General features: G+C 41.5%; 19 protein-coding genes and 1 riboswitch. Of the genes, 12 read left to right on the top strand and 7 right to left on the bottom strand.

Annotation, left to right across the window (positions count from 1 at the left end; translation table 11 throughout):
* Positions 1 to 297: 297 nt before the first annotated feature.
* Both ACSVDJ_RS13840 and menC read left to right on the top strand, forming a co-directional pair.
* Positions 298 to 1,731 carry an o-succinylbenzoate--CoA ligase gene (locus ACSVDJ_RS13840; RefSeq protein WP_439170028.1) on the top strand — a complete coding sequence of 478 codons (1,434 nt, stop codon included), beginning with the start codon at positions 298 to 300 and terminating at the stop codon, positions 1,729 to 1,731.
* Positions 1,728 to 2,837 carry an o-succinylbenzoate synthase gene (gene menC / locus ACSVDJ_RS13835; RefSeq protein ID WP_439169778.1) on the top strand — a complete coding sequence of 370 codons (1,110 nt, stop codon included), beginning with the start codon at positions 1,728 to 1,730 and terminating at the stop codon, positions 2,835 to 2,837. Before ACSVDJ_RS13840 ends, menC begins: the two co-directional genes overlap by 4 nt.
* A 4-nt stretch (positions 2,838 to 2,841) precedes the next feature.
* Here the strand turns inward: menC and yidD are convergent, their stop codons facing one another.
* On the bottom strand, positions 2,842 to 3,081 hold the full coding sequence (gene yidD, locus ACSVDJ_RS13830; protein WP_439169779.1) for a membrane protein insertion efficiency factor YidD: 240 nt from the start codon (positions 3,079 to 3,081) through the stop codon (positions 2,842 to 2,844).
* 6 nt (positions 3,082 to 3,087) lie between these two features.
* Positions 3,088 to 3,246, bottom strand: a complete 159-nt coding sequence (gene ytzI / locus ACSVDJ_RS13825; protein ID WP_439169780.1) for a YtzI protein — start codon at positions 3,244 to 3,246, stop codon at positions 3,088 to 3,090.
* A 154-nt stretch (positions 3,247 to 3,400) separates the two neighbouring features.
* Between ytzI and ACSVDJ_RS13820 the strand changes: the two genes are divergently transcribed.
* Positions 3,401 to 3,841 carry a Dps family protein gene (locus tag ACSVDJ_RS13820; protein WP_439169781.1) on the top strand — a complete coding sequence of 147 codons (441 nt, stop codon included), beginning with the start codon at positions 3,401 to 3,403 and terminating at the stop codon, positions 3,839 to 3,841.
* Positions 3,842 to 3,865: 24 nt separating this feature from the next.
* Positions 3,866 to 4,048, top strand: a complete 183-nt coding sequence (locus ACSVDJ_RS13815; protein ID WP_094836577.1) for a putative motility protein — start codon at positions 3,866 to 3,868, stop codon at positions 4,046 to 4,048.
* A 71-nt stretch (positions 4,049 to 4,119) separates the two neighbouring features.
* Here ACSVDJ_RS13815 and ACSVDJ_RS13810 read toward each other — a convergent pair whose 3' ends face one another.
* Positions 4,120 to 4,368 carry a DUF6154 family protein gene (locus tag ACSVDJ_RS13810; protein ID WP_439169782.1) on the bottom strand — a complete coding sequence of 83 codons (249 nt, stop codon included), beginning with the start codon at positions 4,366 to 4,368 and terminating at the stop codon, positions 4,120 to 4,122.
* A gap of 160 nt (positions 4,369 to 4,528) precedes the next feature.
* Between ACSVDJ_RS13810 and ACSVDJ_RS13805 the strand changes: the two genes are divergently transcribed.
* The 4 genes from ACSVDJ_RS13805 to ACSVDJ_RS13790 all read left to right on the top strand — a co-directional run bounded on the left by ACSVDJ_RS13805 (position 4,529) and on the right by ACSVDJ_RS13790 (position 6,431).
* Positions 4,529 to 4,843 (top strand): hydrolase, encoded by a 315-nt coding sequence (locus ACSVDJ_RS13805; protein ID WP_439169783.1) that lies wholly within the window; start codon positions 4,529 to 4,531, stop codon positions 4,841 to 4,843.
* Between the two features lie 84 nt (positions 4,844 to 4,927).
* Complete coding sequence (gene ytkD / locus ACSVDJ_RS13800) at positions 4,928 to 5,401, top strand: RNA deprotection pyrophosphohydrolase (protein ID WP_439169784.1); 474 nt, start codon at positions 4,928 to 4,930, stop codon at positions 5,399 to 5,401.
* Positions 5,398 to 6,210: an alpha/beta hydrolase family protein gene (locus ACSVDJ_RS13795; protein ID WP_439169785.1), complete on the top strand. Its 813-nt coding sequence runs from the start codon at positions 5,398 to 5,400 to the stop codon at positions 6,208 to 6,210. The genes ytkD and ACSVDJ_RS13795 overlap by 4 nt, the downstream gene beginning before the upstream one ends.
* The gene (locus ACSVDJ_RS13790; RefSeq protein WP_439169786.1) at positions 6,189 to 6,431 is read left to right on the top strand and encodes a DUF2584 domain-containing protein; all 243 of its coding nucleotides are present in this window, start codon (positions 6,189 to 6,191) and stop codon (positions 6,429 to 6,431) included. The genes ACSVDJ_RS13795 and ACSVDJ_RS13790 overlap by 22 nt, the downstream gene beginning before the upstream one ends.
* A 67-nt stretch (positions 6,432 to 6,498) precedes the next feature.
* Here the strand turns inward: ACSVDJ_RS13790 and pckA are convergent, their stop codons facing one another.
* Positions 6,499 to 8,085, bottom strand: a complete 1,587-nt coding sequence (gene pckA / locus ACSVDJ_RS13785; protein ID WP_439169787.1) for a phosphoenolpyruvate carboxykinase (ATP) — start codon at positions 8,083 to 8,085, stop codon at positions 6,499 to 6,501.
* A 252-nt stretch (positions 8,086 to 8,337) separates the two neighbouring features.
* A riboswitch (SAM riboswitch) is annotated at positions 8,338 to 8,463 on the top strand.
* A 140-nt stretch (positions 8,464 to 8,603) separates the two neighbouring features.
* On the opposite strand from pckA, the gene metK reads away from it, so the two are divergent.
* Positions 8,604 to 9,803 (top strand): methionine adenosyltransferase, encoded by a 1,200-nt coding sequence (gene metK, locus ACSVDJ_RS13780; protein ID WP_439169788.1) that lies wholly within the window; start codon positions 8,604 to 8,606, stop codon positions 9,801 to 9,803.
* A gap of 36 nt (positions 9,804 to 9,839) precedes the next feature.
* Here the strand turns inward: metK and ACSVDJ_RS13775 are convergent, their stop codons facing one another.
* The gene (locus ACSVDJ_RS13775; protein WP_439169789.1) at positions 9,840 to 10,355 is read right to left on the bottom strand and encodes a gamma carbonic anhydrase; all 516 of its coding nucleotides are present in this window, start codon (positions 10,353 to 10,355) and stop codon (positions 9,840 to 9,842) included.
* A gap of 132 nt (positions 10,356 to 10,487) precedes the next feature.
* On the opposite strand from ACSVDJ_RS13775, the gene ACSVDJ_RS13770 reads away from it, so the two are divergent.
* Both ACSVDJ_RS13770 and tbcS read left to right on the top strand, forming a co-directional pair.
* A complete protein-coding gene (locus ACSVDJ_RS13770; RefSeq protein ID WP_439169790.1) occupies positions 10,488 to 11,297 on the top strand; it encodes an alpha/beta fold hydrolase in 810 nt (269 codons plus the stop codon).
* A 9-nt stretch (positions 11,298 to 11,306) separates the two neighbouring features.
* Complete coding sequence (tbcS, locus tag ACSVDJ_RS13765; RefSeq protein ID WP_439169791.1) at positions 11,307 to 12,395, top strand: tetraprenyl-beta-curcumene synthase; 1,089 nt, start codon at positions 11,307 to 11,309, stop codon at positions 12,393 to 12,395.
* Between the two features lie 226 nt (positions 12,396 to 12,621).
* On the opposite strand, the gene ACSVDJ_RS13760 is transcribed toward tbcS, so the two are convergent.
* Positions 12,622 to 13,224 (bottom strand): DUF6366 family protein, encoded by a 603-nt coding sequence (locus ACSVDJ_RS13760; protein ID WP_439169792.1) that lies wholly within the window; start codon positions 13,222 to 13,224, stop codon positions 12,622 to 12,624.
* 219 nt (positions 13,225 to 13,443) lie between these two features.
* Complete coding sequence (mnmM, locus tag ACSVDJ_RS13755) at positions 13,444 to 14,016, bottom strand: tRNA 5-(aminomethyl)-2-thiouridylate-methyltransferase MnmM (protein WP_439169793.1); 573 nt, start codon at positions 14,014 to 14,016, stop codon at positions 13,444 to 13,446.
* Positions 14,017 to 14,178: 162 nt separating this feature from the next.
* Between mnmM and ACSVDJ_RS13750 the strand changes: the two genes are divergently transcribed.
* Complete coding sequence (locus ACSVDJ_RS13750; protein ID WP_439169794.1) at positions 14,179 to 18,129, top strand: C39 family peptidase; 3,951 nt, start codon at positions 14,179 to 14,181, stop codon at positions 18,127 to 18,129.
* Positions 18,130 to 18,143 lie beyond the last annotated feature (14 nt).

Below are 18,143 nucleotides of genomic sequence, written 5' to 3'. Positions count from 1 at the left end.
AGGCGCTGCAGCTAGCCAAAGAAAAGCGGAGAGCCCCGTTTAGCGACGTATGGACTGGAATGATCCGCACGAGATAAAGGAAACACGATGAACGATAGTGAATCGATGTTGACTTATCGCAAGGAGGAGCATGGAAGTCCACTAGTCGCTGGGGCTTGGAGCTAGCCAACACCTATAAACAAATATAGCCCTCCGGCTTGCGGATGTGGCAAAGTCCAAAAGCTTGATGGTTTTCCATCAAGCTTTTTTGTCCGCCAGCAGGAGAAAGGAAGGAGTGGAAAAAGCGTGTCACAGAGTATGCCTAATTGGTTAAAGCAGAGAGCTTTTTTAACGCCTGATCGTCCGGCTCTTTATTTCGGTGAGAGAAGCTGGACATTTTCACAATTGTATAAGGAAGTCCAAATGGAGACCGCCTTTTTACAGCAACAGCGAATTCAGCCTGGCGATTATGTGGGCGTGCTTGTAAAGAATACAGAGAGAGCGGTGTTTTTGATTCATGCACTACAGCAAATAGGAGCGATCGCTGTTTTATTGAATCATCGGTTAACGAGTGCGGAATTGGCGTGGCAGCTAAAGGATGCACAGGCGAAGTGTGTAGTATATGATTCTGCTTTTCAGTCGCTCATTGAAGCGTTTGCAGGGATACATACGATTGAGATGGCGAACGAGGAACAGCTGTCAAAACGACAAGGCCGTGAAACATTTGATCTTGAGGAAGTATGCTCGGTCATGTATACATCAGGAACGACGGGCCAACCGAAAGGCGTATTGCAAACGTATGGAAACCATTGGTGGAGTGCGACGGGATCAGCGTTGAATTTAGGGATTCATGAACGAGATTGCTGGATTTGTGCTGTTCCTCTTTTTCATATTAGCGGATATTCGATTTTAATTCGTAGTGTGGTTTATGGAATCGCCGTTCGATTGTATGAGCAATTTGATGAGCAGAAAATCAATGAAGCGTTGCAAACAGGAGAAGGAACGATTATTTCCGTCGTCTCCGCGATGCTGAAGCGGATGCTAGATCAATTAGAAGGGTCTTATCATCCATCCTTTCGCTGTATGCTACTAGGTGGTGGGCCAGCCCCTAAACCTTTATTAGAAGCTTGTGTAGCAAAGGATATCCCCGTATATCAAACGTATGGCATGACAGAAACGTCTTCACAAATCGTGACGCTTCCGCCAGAGTATAGCTTATCGAAGCTCGGTTCTGCTGGAAAGCCGCTGTTTCCATGTCAATTGAAAATCGCTGGGGAGGAAAAGGAAGGCGAAATTCTTGTCAAAGGACCGAATGTGACGAGCGGGTATTTACGACGGGAGGAAGCGAATCAAGCCTCTTTTTCAGACGGCTGGTTTCATACAGGTGATATCGGTTATGTGGATGAAGAAGGGTTTTTATACGTATTAGATCGCCGCTCTGATTTAATCATTTCTGGAGGCGAAAATGTGTATCCAGCAGAAATTGAATCGGTGCTGCTTGCCCATCCAGCGATCGCTGAAGCTGGTGTTGTCGGTGTTGCTGATGATCGCTGGGGACAAGTGCCTGTTGCTTTCATTGTTGGGAAGAAGCCGCTTGATGAGGTGGAGGTTAAAGTATTTTGTGAGCAACGACTAGCTAAATATAAATGTCCAGCTGCTATTTTTATTATCGATCAATTGCCAAGAAATGCGGCGAAAAAATTAATGCGCCGTGAGCTAAAAGTAGCGTATGAAAAGAGGCGGACAAAGTGAAGGTCGAACGCTTGATTTTGCATGTGATTGAAATGGAATTAAAATCGCCGTTCGTCACACATTTAGAAACGGTGAACAAGCGACGTAGTATCATTGTCGAGGCGATAGATGCTGATGGAGTAACTGGCTACGGGGAGGCCGTTGCTTTTTCAACTCCGTGGTATACAGAGGAAACGGTACGGACGAGCTACCATATGGTCAAGGATATATTAGCGCCACTAGTACTCGATCGCGAAATCAATCACCCTTCTGATATTAACCAATGGTTCAACGTCGTTCGAGGCAATCCGATGGCGAAAGCAGGGGTGGAAACGGCGATTTGGGATTTATATAGTAAACGCCAAGGTCAGCTGCTTGCCACGTCACTAGGCGGTGTTAGAAACGAAATAAGGGCAGGTGCCGTAGCGGCAGGCTCATCAATGATCGAAACGCTACAACGAATCGATAAGCTCGTCACGCAAGGATATGAGCGTATTAAGGTGAAAATTAGCCCACAAAATGATCGAGAGCTATTACGAAGTATTCGCCGTGAATTTCCAACCATCCCTCTAATGGCCGATGCTAATTCTGCCTATTCTTTGCAAGATATCGAGCGACTAAAAGCGTTAAATGAGTTTCAGCTATTGATGATTGAACAGCCGTTAGCGGTGGATGATCTCGTTCAACATGCTAAGTTGCAAAAAATGATCGAGACACCGATTTGTCTCGATGAAAGTATTCGTTCGATTCGCGATGCGGAAAATGCCCTAGAGCTTGGAAGTTGCGGAGTGATCAATATTAAAATCGGGCGTGTCGGTGGATTGGAAGAAGCAAGGAAGATTCACGACCTTTGTTTAAAGCGAGACCTACCTGTTTGGGCTGGTGGCATGATTGAATTTGGCGTCTCTCGTGCTCACAACGTCGCTCTCGCCTCACTCGAAGGCTTTTCGATTCCAGGAGACTTATCTTCCTCTAATCATTATTGGCATGAGGACATCATTGAGCCGGAAATTGAAGTGGTGAATGGCCGAATTGCGTTATCGCCTGAGGCAGGAATCGGTTATCAAATAAATAAAAGACGGCTAAAAGAAGTGACGATACGAAAAGAAGAACTGACACGATCATGATGTGTTAGTTCTTCTTTTTGCGATCCTTCCACGTTTCAGGGACAAGATCAAAGCCACCTGGATGAAATGGGTGACATTTTAAAATGCGAACGATCGTTAAATATCCACCTTTGATTGCACCAAATCGTTGAACGGCTTCTAAGCCATAATGAGAGCATGTCGGATAAAAGCGGCACGTCGGTGGCTTTAGTGGTGAAATGAATTTTTGATAAAAGCGAATAAAGCTCATAAATAGTATTTTCATCGTTGGTTATTCCTTGTTTTTTTCAGATTCATTTTGCTGCAAATGAGGGTTGTTTTCAATTGGATCAATCGTATGTTTATATTGATAGCCTTTAGTAATAGAGATAATAGTGAAAATAAGTACGGTAATGACGATGACGATCGAAATAATTAATACAGTAGTCATTAGCTATCCCTCCTATACGTATTTTACCATGTTTTCTGATGTCGGTGTATGCCGTTTGCTTGTGGCAGTTCTTTGGACAAAGTGGTGAAGATGTTTTAAAATGAAAAGGAATGGGAATAAAACAAAAGAATCACAAATGAGGAGGAGAATGTTTATGTCAGAAAAATTAGTTCAAAGTGTGAATCAGCAAATTGCTAACTGGACGGTGCTTTATACAAAGTTACATAACTATCATTGGTTTGTGAAGGGGCCACAATTTTTTGCTTTACATGATAAGTTTGAGGAACTATACACGGAAGCATCCCTTCATATTGATGAATTAGCAGAACGTTTGTTAGCTCTTGGCGGCGAGCCGGTAGCGACACTAAAAGAATCATTGGCCATGGCGACGATTGGCGAAGCAGAAGGAAAAGAAACAGCAGAGCAAATGGTGCAATCAGTGGTCGATGATTTCACAACGATCATCGCTGAGCTGAAAGCAGCGATGGACTTAGCTGGGGAAGTGGATGATGAAACGACAGGTGATATGCTTCTTGCGATTCACCAAGGACTAGAAAAGCACGCATGGATGCTGAAATCCTTCTTAGGAAAATAAGCACCGAGAGTAGGAGGAAGAGCGATGGAATTGTCTGCAATGATGGGCAAGCAAGTGGCTGAGCTGCAACAAACATTAAGTTTGAACTTATTAAAAAGCCAAATGGCGACCCAAACGGCTCAAGCGATCCAAATGATGGAGACGTTACCGAAAGTGCAAGCAGCGCCACACCCGCATAAAGGAGCAGCTATAGATATTAAAGGCTGATATAATAAAAAGGATGTCCTCTTTTCTGAGGGCATCCTTTTTATATGCTGGCTAAACGCTGCTAATATGTATTAGTGATAAAGATTTTTCTCTTGCCAACCTTCTTCTAGTGCATCGTTATTGAATTTCTCTCTCAATGCTTCAAACAAGTAGACGCGGAAGAAATATTGCAATTCCTCTTCATTCATTTCTTTTATGATCGAGAATATTTCTTTATTAGATAGCTGTTCTACGACAGCGAGAGTAATCATATCGAGGTCTTCGTCCGAACCTTGGAGCCTCCCACGATAAATCTCATATAGTTCATCGACTAGCTTCATGTGTATACACTCCTTTATTTTGTGATGATTTCTCTTGATCCCCTTATTTCTTTTATACCCTAACTGCAGTAAATAAACCAGTCTATTGTAACAAAATAGACATATTTTTTCACAATCATGATTTATAACAGCCAGGGAATGATAAGAACAGGAGGTGACGATGATGAAAGAGGAAAAAACAGCTTATTATATTCAATTGGCTAATGGAGAAATTATGAGAACATCGACAGCTTCTCCATGGAATTTTAGAATATATGCGACAGATGCAGAGATTATTCAGCTCAGGGAATTATTTGATGCTAATTATGCGGTGGAATGGGAAGGTTTTTTTCGCGCCCATGTACCGTACGTTCAATATCATTTCGATCGCCCGAATGATCGCTATGACGATAATTTGAAAAAGGTTTATGAAATGATTTATGAGCTTGGTGATGAGGAAGCGAAGGCGCACATAAAAGATATGTGGGAAATGTGAAATACGGTATAATAAAAAGAAAAGCTTCTAAGCATAACTGTCGCTATCAGTCTTATGCGAGGAATGGGATAGAGGTAGGGGAGAATGATGTTCAAATTCGCCGATCAACATGGCTGTCAGGTGACGCTTTCTTTTCAATCTGACAGCTTTTCGTTATCTGCTCAGCATGTACTTGTGTTTTGCCGACACAATGGTCAGTGGCTATTGACGAGACATCCGAAACGAGGGTTAGAGTGTCCTGGCGGGAAAGTAGAGCTTGGGGAAACGCTAGAGGAAGCCGCTAAAAGAGAGGTGTATGAAGAAACGGGAGGGGTCATTGACGAGATGACATTCGTTGGAGAGTATTATGTTCAGCATCCAGAAAAACCGTTTGTGAAAGCGATTTTTTTCGCTCAAATCGGGTATATAGAAAAGAAGAACGATTATTTAGAAACAGACGGACCGGTACTATTTCAGCGAGATTTACGCCAAGAGCGAATGAATCGTGAGTTTAGTTTTTTAATGAAAGATGAAGTCGTCGAGCGAACGCTAGACTATTTACATGCGGTGATCCAATGACGTCAATCGTTGAGAAGATCCGTTTTCCATCTCCCCACCCGAGTGTGCGCTTATGGATGGTGACGTATATGTCGAGCGGGCTGAAGGTAAAGGGGCTATTGGCGGAACCAAAAGCAGAAGGAAGCTTCGATGGTTTTCTTTATTTGCGAGGTGGCATAAAAAATGTCGGCATGGTACGCCCCGCAAGAATTACCCAATTTGCCTCAGAAGGCTTCATTGTGTTTGCCCCTTTTTATCGAGGAAATCGAGGGGGAGAAGGGCAGGAAGACTTTGCAGGAGCAGATCGAGAAGATGCCTTTTCAGCCTTTGACTTATTGCAAGCCCATCCTCAAGTGACGGGGAAGGTTCATCTGTTTGGCTTTTCACGAGGTGGAGTCATGGCATTATTGACGGCGATTGAGAAAGAGGTGGCATCTGTTGTGACATGGGGAGGCGTCTCTAATATGATTCTTACCTATGAAGAAAGAAAAGATATGCGCCGCATGATGAAGCGCGTCATCGGTGGAAGTCCTTATAAGCATGAGGAGCTTTATCAATGGCGAACGCCACTGCGCGATTTAGATCAAATAACAGCTCCTGTTTTGATCATTCACGGAAAGAAAGATCAGAATGTTAACATTGAACATGCTTATCAATTAGAAAGGACGTTAAAACAACTGGAAAAGCCGTTGGAAACATGGTATTTTGATCAATATGATCATTACTTTCCGCCGGCTGTGAACCGACAAGTTGTTCAGCAGCTTTGCGATTGGATGAAAAATAATACTCATATGGAGGAGGAGAAAAAATGGGTATGCCAATGGAATTAAATACGATGATCGTCACAAAGGGGAAAGAGAAACGGATAGAAGAAAATAGTTTCTCGTTAAAGAAATCTGGATACCGCTTATATCCGATCGATATTCCGATCCACGTCTATAAAACAATGGATAGCGACATTAGTGGAACCGCTATCATTGAAAAAGTAGAGTGGCAACAAGAAAGCACGATTCTTACATACAAACTGATCTCATTAAATTCAACGAACTAAACGAAAAGCGGTTTGAGCTTCTCGACAATCAAAAAAGGAAGGCCATCGAGGCCTTCCTTTTTTGACATTAGATTTGTGGTCCACCAAGTTCTGAGATTTCGCTTGGAACGTTAGAGAACTTTTTGAAGTTTTCACGGAACTTGCCAGCAAGCTCAGCCGCTTTCTTCATGAATGCTTCTTGATCTGCCCATGCTTTACGTGGGATGAGTACATCATCAGGTACACCAGGAACATGAAGAGGAATTTGTAAACCAAATGTTTTCGTTGTGTATGTTTCTACATTGTTTAATTCGCCTTCAAGAGCTGCTTGCACCATCGCACGAGTGTAAGCAAGTTTCATACGGCTTCCAACGCCGTATTCTCCACCAGTCCAGCCAGTGTTGACTAAGAAGACTTGAGCGTTATGTTCGTCGATTTTCTTACCTAGCATTTCCGCATAGCGAGTAGCTTCTAATGGTAGGAAAGGAGAACCGAAACATGTTGAGAATGTTGCTTCCGGAGAAGTGATTCCGCGCTCTGTTCCTGCAAGCTTAGATGTGTAACCGCTTAGGAAGTGGTACATTGCTTGCTCTTTCGTTAATTTACTGATTGGAGGTAAAACTCCGAATGCATCAGCTGTTAAGAAAATAATTGTATTTGGATGGCCAGCTACGCTTGGATCAACGATGTTGTCAATCGCTTGTAATGGGTAAGCGGCACGTGTATTTTCTGTTAAAGAGTTATCGTTGTAATCAGGAAGGCGAGTGTCCTCGTCTAATACAACATTTTCTAATACAGAACCGAAACGGATCGCATCGAAAATTTGTGGTTCTTTTTCGCGAGAAAGACCGATACATTTCGCATAGCATCCACCTTCAACATTAAAGACGCCGTTTGCAGACCAGCCGTGCTCATCATCACCGATTAAACGACGGTTCGGATCAGCGGATAATGTTGTTTTACCTGTTCCAGAAAGACCGAAGAATAAAGCAACGTCACCTTCGTAGCCAACGTTTGCTGAGCAGTGCATAGGGAACACATCATTTTCAGGAAGAAGGTAGTTCATGATAGAGAAGATGGACTTCTTCATTTCACCTGCGTATTCTGTTCCACCGATTAACACGATACGGCGCTCGAACGAAACGATAATGAATGTTTCAGATTGTGTGCCATCCACTGCTGGATCTGCTTTAAAGTTCGGAGCAGAGACGATTGTGAAGCCCGCTTGATGGTCTTTCAACTCTTCTGCTGTTGGGCGGATGAATAATTGATGAGCAAATAGGTTATGCCAAGCGTATTCATTGATGACTTGGATTGGAAGGCGATGAGTCGTATCCGCTCCTGCAAATCCTTTAAAAACAAAAAGTTCATCTTTTTGTTTTAAATGATCGACTACTTTTGTGTATAATTGATCAAAGACTTCTTCGGAAATCGGTTGGTTAACTGAACCCCAATCGATCTTATCCTTCACAGAAGCTTCTTCAACGATAAATTTATCTTTAGGAGAACGTCCTGTATATTTGCCTGTTTCTGCACGTACAGCACCTGACGCAGTTAACACGCCCTCTTTGCGAGTAAGTACCTTTTCAACAAGCGTAGGTACAGAAGGTTGCATTGTTATATTTGAACCGTTTAGAAGTTCCACAATTTTGCTTGAAACGCTTACAGAGTTCATAAATTAATAACCATCCTTTATAAAAATTTGAAATGTATTTATCTACTCGTTTACTCACAAAACAGTATAGCACATTTGAATGAATAGTCTATACTATATAGCTAATTTTTTTCGTGAATTTCATTTTTTATTTTTCCCCAAAATTTTTTTATAAATATAAATATGAAAGAAGGCGGAAAAAGGCAGATGAGCGGATAAAAATATGATTGACATTATCCATCGAATTTCGTAAGATTTATCTTTGAACGGATACTCTTATCCTGAGCTGGCGGAGGGACAGGCCCGATGAAGCCCGGCAACCTGTTTAAATAGGTATATTACCTATTTAAGACGAAGGTGCTTAAACCTGTGCAAGGTCCAAACCTTGGGCGATAAGAGTGAAAGGCCTATGTTGAATCAACCAACCTTTCCTCTCTTTATGAATTGGAGAGGTTTTTTTATTTTTAAAAGGATAAACTTAGGGAAATGAGTACCGTGAAAATAAAGATCAATTTTGATCCGTTTAAGGAGGAAGTTTCATGACAAAAAAGCGTCGTCTTTTTACTTCAGAGTCAGTAACTGAAGGCCATCCAGATAAGATTTGCGATCAGATTTCTGATGCAATTCTGGATGAAATTTTATCACAGGATCCTAATGCTCGTGTAGCTGCGGAAACTTCTGTAACAACCGGCCTTGTATTAGTAGCGGGGGAAATTACAACATCTTCTTATGTAGATATTAATAAACTTGTTCGCGAAACAATCAAAGAGATCGGCTATGACCGTGCGAAATATGGTTTCGATGCCGATACATGTGGCGTGTTGACTTCTATCGATGAGCAATCTGTAGATATCGCAGCAGGTGTCGACCAAGCTCTTGAAGCACGTGAAGGACAAATGAGCGAGGAAGAAATTGAAGCGATCGGTGCAGGTGACCAAGGTCTAATGTTCGGTTTTGCTTGTAATGAAACAGAAGAGTTAATGCCGCTTCCAATTGCTGTAGCGCATAAATTATCTCGTCGTTTAACAGAAGTACGCAAAGATGAAACACTTGATTATTTGCGTCCGGATGGAAAAACGCAAGTAACAGTAGAATATGATGAAAATGACAAGCCAGTTCGCATTGACACGATCGTTATTTCTACGCAACATCACCCAGAAGTCACGCTTGAGCAAATTCAACGTGACATTCGTGAACAAGTCATTAATCCGGTAGTCCCTGTTGAGTTAATTGATGCAGAAACGAAATTCTTCATCAACCCAACTGGCCGTTTCGTCATCGGTGGTCCTCAAGGGGATGCTGGTTTAACAGGTCGTAAAATTATCGTTGATACGTATGGCGGTTACGCTCGTCATGGCGGCGGTGCTTTCTCTGGTAAGGATCCGACAAAAGTAGACCGTTCTGCGGCATACGCAGCTCGTTATGTAGCGAAAAACATCGTTGCATCTGGTCTTGCGGATAAATGTGAAGTACAGCTTGCTTATGCGATTGGTGTTGCTCAGCCTGTTTCTATCGCGGTTGATACGTTCGGTACGGGCCAAGTATCTGAAGATGTATTAGTAGAGCTTGTTCGCTCGAACTTTGATCTTCGTCCAGCAGGAATCATTAAAATGTTAGATCTTCGTCGTCCGATTTACAAACAAACAGCAGCTTATGGTCATTTCGGCCGTACAGACATTGAACTTCCTTGGGAACAAACAGATAAAGCAGACGCTTTAAAACAACAAGCAAATAACTAATAAAAGTAAGCCTTCCTTTGTTGGGAAGGCTTGTTTTTATTTTTTCTGTATACTTTTATAATATTGAGCTTTCTCAGCGTATTCACGCACGATGCGCTCCATATCTTTCCGATCGTCCTCATTAATTTCTCTAATGACTTTAGCCGGTCGTCCAAATGCCATCGTATTCGGTGGAATCACCTTTCCGGGTGGGACGAGGCTCCCTGCACCGATAAATGCCCCCTCGCCGATTTCGGCATTGTCTAAAATAATCGAACCCATACCGATCAATGCTTTTTTTCTAATTTTACAGCTGTGAAGAATGACTTGATGACCAACAGTCACTTCATCTTCAATAATTAGCGGATTATTTGGACTTTGATGTAAAACCGAGTTGTCTTGAATATTCGTTTTATTGCCAATAATAGTAGGTGCGACATCACCGCGGATGACTGTATTAAACCAAACACTTGATTCTTCTCCGATTGTTACATCACCAGAAATAGTTACGTAGTCGGCGATATAAGCGGAATCTGCGATGGTCGGTGTTTTTTCTTTATATGGATAAATCATGAACACAAGCCCCTTTCTGACTATTAACAAATTTGAAATACTTGCTTTTCATTTTATCTAAAAGATAAACATTTGTATAATAAAGAAAAAGAAATTTTTTTATTGTAAGAAAGGTAAGTTGGGGGTGCGCATATGTGGAAATGGGAAACAGAGCAACAGCCTAGAGGAGTTATTGTCATCGTTCATGGTGCACTAGAGCATCACGGTCGATATGGCTGGTTGATTGAAATGTGGCGTAAGGCCGGGTTTCATGTGGTGATGGGGGATCTTCCTGGTCAAGGAATTACTTCACGCACCCAACGAGGACATATTTCAACATTTAATGATTATTTAACAGCTGTGCAGGAATGGGTGGAAGCCGCCTATCAATTTGATCTACCTGTATTCTTACTCGGACATGGGGTGGGCGGATTAATTTCGATTCGTCTATTGCAGGAGTGGGATTTCGAAGTGGCGGGTGTGATCGTCTCTTCTCCTTATTTAGGAATGGTTTATACACCAGCTAAAATGATTAATGTGATGTCACATAGTCTGAATTCATTCGCTCCGTCATTTAAATTTTCTTATGGAGTAACAGCTGACATGTTAACTCGAAATCAACAGGTGATTGAAGCAGACAAGGAAGATTCGCTGTTGCTCAATAAAGTATCGGTTCGGTGGTATCGTGAATTGCTGCAAGCGATCAAAGTAGCTTCGTTAAAAGTAAATGAGCTACCGGACGTTCCGTTGCTGGTCATGCAGGCGGGAGAGGATCAGATGGTCGATCGCAAAGTAGTAAGAAAATGGTTCCACCAAATTGATCTATCTGATATGCATTATAAAGAATGGCCTAGGCTATATCATGACATTTTTAATGAACCAGAACGGGAAGATGTATTTCACTATGCCAAGGGATTTGTCGAGAATCAGCTTCGTCTTTTAGGATATGTCATTGACAAATGAGGTGAAGGAATGGCTATACCTGTGACACCACTACGATTAATGCATAGCATTTATAAAGAAGTGTTTCCGATTGTTCATGAGCAATTAACCTTTTGGAAGGCACAAGCGGAAAACATTCCAAATAGTGAGTTGAGACAACAGGCGCTTGCTAGCATTGAACATAAAACGTTTCATTGTGAAGGTGGATCGGTGCTAGCGTTGTTATCAGGGAAGAACAAAGAAGAAGCCGTACGCTTTATTGTGGCGTACCAAACGATTAGTGATTATTTAGACAATCTTTGTGATCGGAGTACTTCGTTAGATCCGCGAGATTTTGCGGCTCTTCATGAGGCGATGGAAGATTCACTCACGATCGGCGCTCCGATGAGAGAGTACTACCGCTTTCGAGAAGATTGCGAGGACGGCGGCTATTTATGGCAGCTCGTTCAAACGTGTCAGTCGGTCATTTCAACAATTGCTTCATATGAAGCGATCGCTCCTTATTTTCACGAGTTATGTCGTTATTATTGCGATCTGCAAATACATAAACATGTTCGACAAGAAGAGCGAGAAGAACGGTTAAAAACATGGTTTCAGCAGCATCAAGCGTCATTGCCGAAAATGGAGTGGTATGAATTTTCGGCTTGTGCGGGCTCTACGTTAGGGATTTTTTGCTTACTGTCATACAGTCTTAATGACGAGTTTCAACTCGAACAGGCACAGCTTGTTAGAGATAGTTATTTTCCTTACATTCAAGGTCTCCACATTTTATTAGATTATTTCATCGATCAGGCAGAAGACGTTGAAGGTGGCGACTTGAATTTTTGCTTTTACTATCCAGATGAACAACAATTGTTTGAGCGATTGATTCATTTTGTGGAAGAAGCTGATAAACAGGCACAGCGGCTGCCGCATGCTCGCTTTCATCAGCTCATTAATTATGGGCTACTAGGTGTGTATTTATCGGATAATAAAGCACTCCAACAAAAGAACATCCGCTCGATGTCGAAAAAAATGATTCGTAAAAGTGGTGGGAGCAGCTTCTTCTTTTATTTAAACGGTCGGACGTATCGCCGCGTGCAACGAGCGTTTCCGCAGTTGTTTATGAAAAGAAGGTAGAAGAAAGTGCTAGTAAGGTCAAAGAAAAAGCTGTCCTTTTTTCGTAACGGGTTCGTTGAAGGGGAGAAATGCTAAAACCATTGCAAATAACAACCTTATTAGCGATATAAATGACAAGTAAAAACGCTCAGATTTTTCTGAGCGTTTTTGGGTGTGAGTAAATATTTTACCAATTTAATCGAATGGAAGTTCCTGCTTTAACTTAAAATGCGGAGGTCGTCGTATATTACTTATTAAAGTACACAGTATCATCAAATGTCATTCCAAAATGAGTATATTGTATATGGACATTATTTATTTCTTCATTATGAATAACACTTACCCCGTAAATCTTATCATCTTTTGAAGCAGTCCCATCATCTAATTTTTCGTAATTAAAGGAAGGGGAAGTTCCTGTTTTTATGGATATCTCATCTATATTGATAAAACCATATTTTTTCGCTTCTTCACCGTTATAATCATCCGTTATAATGAAACCTTGTAACGCATTACTAACTTGCAATCTTGTTTTTAAAGGCTTTTCATTATTATTTACTGAAATATCTAATATTTTTATTTCACGAAAGCCATTATTACCAATACCAACAACTACTGATTTATGATCTTCACTTGAAGCAATAGTACCAATCTCCAATGGTGGATTAAATTTCAAAGACAGATACGTGCCGCCTATTATTATTAAAAGAATTAGTATTCCGGCACCTTTCCAACCTAAACCGCCTACTAAATCTGCAAGATTACTCCCGTGAATACTGCTAGAAGGATTTTTTAACTCTTCTTGTCGCATATTTTCTCTTCTCATTTCAGGAGTTTCTTTATCTTTACCCATGTTAATCCCCCTATAAATTAAATCGTCATCCCTAATGACTTGAATTTATTTATGATTGGATGTTCCTGTAAGTTTATAGTATATTGGTTTATCTTTGGTAGTCAATCTTTTCGTCACCCACTAAATTTCCAATTTCGAGTTGCTTAACCATTCTTCTGTTATTTAATGTTTTCTCCTCAATAACTGAACCGGTCCCCTTTTTGCGGACAGCCTTTTCTGTTATCTTTTTTCAATCGCAATAATAAACGGCGGTTGGTTCGCTTGGTTAATGAATTGATATTGCAGTACATGAGCTTGCTGCTGATCAAGATTTGCCACATACTTCAGTAGTTCTTCTTTTTCGACCGCTCCTTCTTCATGTCCATGGTAGATGACAAGAACGATGATGCCACCGGACTGCAACATCGAAAAGATTTGTTCTACTGCCGTAATCGTTGTGTCTGGTTTAGTAACGATTGTTTTATCCCCTTTTGGCAAATAACCAAGATTAAAGATCGCGCCGCTAATTTGGCCATGCCATTTTTCTGGAATAGAAGCGGCTGCTTGTTCGTGGCCGCGGCTAAAAAGTGTAGCTCGGTCACTTAATTGCTGTTCTTCTAATCGAGCCTTCGTATTAGTTAAGGCGAGTTCTTGCACGTCAAAACCAAATACATGTCCGTTATCGCCAACAAGTTTGGCAAGAAATAACGTGTCGTTACCGTTGCCGAGTGTCGCATCAATCGCGATGCTACCGTCTGTGACGGTTTTTTCTAATAGTTTTCTTGCAAATGGTAGGATTCCATCCAGATTCATATTGAACCTCCTCATTGTTAATCGATTATCTTTGCTGATTATATCTATACATCCGCTAATTGAAAACTATTTCCTCAAGCAAAATCACGGGTTGTTGTGTTCAATCGTTCATAACTTGATTATAATGGTTGGAAACAATGAGATAGAAAAGGGAGTGTTAGTTTGCATACGGCAGTTACTCACCCATCACAAATTAAAGAAATTTCGCAATTGATTGAAGCCATCCGACAACTATGGGAATTAAAATCATATAAAGCGTTAAAAAACTGGCTTGTACAAATAGAGACAGAAGAGGAGTATTATCGGTTAATTCGACTGGCGGATGCTGGAGCTATGTATCAATATAGCGGCTTTTTAGCGGCTATGGCCAATCGGCGTTTTCGTTCTGTCCGCACGCTTGCTTGGTATGGATACAATTTGTTAGAGCAAGGGAAAAGCATGGAAGCAGAAATGAAAATGAAGCAGCGGTTATTTAATGAAGATGTGGAGTCATTGACAATCGTGGAGCGTACATCGGCTTATCTCTTGTTAGTAAGAGCGCTTTGTCAGCTGCATCGCTACCAAGAAGCGGAACAATATATGAAGCAGATTCAAGCGGAAGGCGGTACGCTGTTACCCGATCAGTTGGCTGACTTTTATCTTGATAAAAATGATTGGACTCGTGCGGAACAAGAGGTGCAAAAAGGGCTTGATTTGCCGTTCGAACAGCGAGGTAATGTATGCTGGCTCATTTATGCAGATGTTTTATCGAAACAAGGATGGCATGAAGAAGCACTTGCTGCGCTGCAAAAAGGAGCTGAGCTTTTCTCGGGACATCCTGTATTTCAACTTGCTCAAGTACGTCATTTTCGCATTCTCGGGAATTACACAGCCTTGTTGAATGCATTTGATTCACTATTTGAAGATAATCCATTCCACACTGATAGGGATTATTTTATTTATTTAAAGGCCGAAGCTTTATATAAATTAGAAAAATGGGAGGAACTACAGTGCTGGGTTGAAAAAAATCATTCCATTTTAAAAAAGACCGTATTTGGTGAACGAAGGATCAATCCAAAAGGTGCTCATCGAGAATTAGCAATTCAGCCAATAGAACAAAAAATGAACTATTGTGTACCTGCTACATTATCGATGCTTTTGCAAACCGCTGGAAAGCAAAAAACACAGGACGAAATTGCTGAGCATGTGTTTGAAACAACAGGTTCTAAGCTACGCAAAGCAATGGATTACATGAATTCTCTCGGTTTTTCATCGAAGTTTTTTAAGGGAACAGTAGAGCTTTATAAACAGCTGATTGATGCAGGCTATCCGGTGATGCTGGATATGCTTTTTGAAAATGCGTCACATGTGCAGCTAGTGGTCGGTTACGATGATCGCTTAAATGTGCTTCTTGTCCAAGACCCGAATGAACTCGATCCGACGTTAGTGCCTTATGAGGAAGTAGCTAAAGTTTACAGATTAAAGGATCAATTATCTCTTGTATTTGTCCATGATGGCCAACAAGAAATATTGGAGCAGTTAAATGAAAAGGATCATCAATTTTTTTACCAGATGTATGAATATGTAGACAAGCTAGGTGAAGGAATAGAGTCCGCTGTTGATGAACTATTGCTATATTTAGCGAATCACGATAGTGAAATTTTTTCCTCTGTGATTGGGTTGAGAATCATTCAAGATCCAAAAGCAAAGCCGTTTTTGGAAAAATGGGTCGAGCATCTGAAGGAACGTTGGGGAGAAGAGGATGAAGAAGTACAGCTGTTAATCGCTCATGCTTATTACATGCACAATTTGACAGGTAAAGAATTTCAGTTGGCGATGAGCTATGTGAAGCAAAAAGGAGCTTATGGTCATTTTCTTCAAGGAATTGTTGATTATCAAAAGGATCGTACAGAACAGGCTATTTTTCATTTGAAACGCTCGCTTGAAAAGGATGCCTTTCAACCAAATGCTTACGCTTATTTAGCGCGTTGTTATGCTGATTTTTCCCAATTTTCATTGGCGCAGCAATGGACAAAGGTTGCGCTTGAAATGGACGAAACAGATGAATTCATTCGATTGACGTATGCTCTTGTGTTATTTGAGTCGGGGGCAGTACAAGCAGCGTTAAAGCAGTTCGAGCAATTAGCTAAGGACTATCCGAATGATGATTATTATGTATATGAGATCGGTCACTGTTATATGGAGATGGAAGACAAGCAAGCAGTGAAATGGTTTAAACAGGTGATTGATATGAACCCGGCGAGCTCCTACCCTTATTTGCGAATAGCGGAAATTCGAATGAATGAGGAGAAATGGGAGCGGGCTGAAGCTTATTTGCGGGTAGGAGCGGAAGAGTTTGTGCCTGAAGAGGAGACGGGAATTCTTTGGCTGTACATTGGTCATACACGTATGAGTCGAGAGTTGTATGATCTGGCAGAAGAAGCGTATCATCGGGCTGCACAACTCGATGAGGATGGTGAATTATTGGCTCTTGTCTATAAAGGACAAGCCATTATCCAACAAGGAGATTGGGAGCGAGCGCAGCAGATCATCCAACAAACGCTCACTCCGTCAGATCATCCAGAGGTTTACGTACGGGCTGGAGGAATGATGTTTGAGGAAGCGGAAGATGAAGAGAGGCAGATGATTGGTCTTGATTTCATGGAAGCAGGATTAATCGCAGATGATGATTGGCGGGAGAACATTTCGCTTTATATCGATTATGTGGAAGAATCACCGTTTGTTCATCGCGGGCTGACCTTCTTGCAAAAGCTTCGTGGCAAGCATCCAGTGAGTGAGCTCTATTGTTATGAAGCGATTTTACATGAACAGCTCGACAATCCTATTTTTGCTGAAAGATTATTACTAGAAGCGGTGGAGCTCGATTCTTCAAGCACCTTCCCACATTATCGTCTCGGCAAGCTATACTTGGCGCTTGAACGGTATGAAGAAGCGGAAAAACATTTGCAGAATTGCATTGCGATCAATAGTGAGTTCACAGCTGCCTATGAGGAATTGGTTGATTTGTATGAAGAAATAGACCAAGTAGACAAAGCGAAAAAACATTTGTTTCATCTATTTGAACAAATGCCGCAAGCCTGTGACATGAAGAGATTAATAGATTGGATGTCAACTGAAAAAGAGCAGAAGACCTTACTGACTCATTTGAAGCAGTTAGAAGGAAAGGTCGATGAAGACTGGCGTTTGCATGCATTAAGTGACGTGCTTCCACTAGAAGAAGCTATTCGCTTGTTGGAAGCAGAAAAGTCTCTTGAATTAAACGCACAGCTTGCCACTTTATATATTCGCAACGGTCAAGAGAAGCAAGCCTTTGCATTGCTACAAGAGCTTATACAAGAAGAACCTGACAATGAAGTGTTGTATGAGCCATGGATCGCTGTGCTTTTAAAGATGAAGAAGTTGTTGAAGTTAGAAAAAATCGTAGACAAGATGAAATTATCTTCAGAGGAAATGGCGCTCGTTTACCGAAATAGTGCGGATGGCTTGATCCCGTTCGTCCATGAAGAAAGGGAAAAAGAGAAGCGCGGCCTTTTTAGAAAACTGACTGGTGGTATTAAATTTGTTTCTCTATTTGGAGCAGTAGTTGCCTTTTATGAAAAAGCAATCAAGTTAGCGCCGGATCATCAGGAAGGATATAGTGAATTAGCCGCTTTTTATATGGTGCAAGACGTAGCGGATGATGCTTTTAAAGTATTGAAGCGCTACTTAGCACGCCAAGATGATGATTCATTCCGTTTTAGAGCCGCTGCTGCTGCGCTCAGCTACGCTTCTGAAACAGGAAAAGAAAGATATGTAACAGAAGCACAGGAACAGCTCTTCTTATTGAAGGAGCGACGTTCAACCGATCCAGAAGTCCGTGAAATGCTTGCGGATACGTTTTTACTCCTAGATCACCCAGAACAAGCGATCGTTGAGTACCAAGCACTCATTCGAATGTCACCTTACCACATCGCGGGATATATTGGCTTACTGATGATTTATCTTGATCTCGATCAAGTACAAGAAGCGAAAAGGTATGTAACAGCTATACCTGATTCCGTTCGTCAACGTGTATTGGAACAATTAGCAGAGATGGTCGAGGAACAGCCGTTAATTGAACAATTATTGCAGTGATGATTCATAAAATG

Origin of the sequence: Bacillus sp. Hm123 (assembly GCF_051842975.2) — a bacterium.
Taxonomy (GTDB): Bacteria; Bacillota; Bacilli; order Bacillales; family Domibacillaceae; genus Bacillus_CE.
Note: the sequence above shows the minus strand (reverse complement) of the source record. Positions and strands in the feature narration are given on the sequence as shown.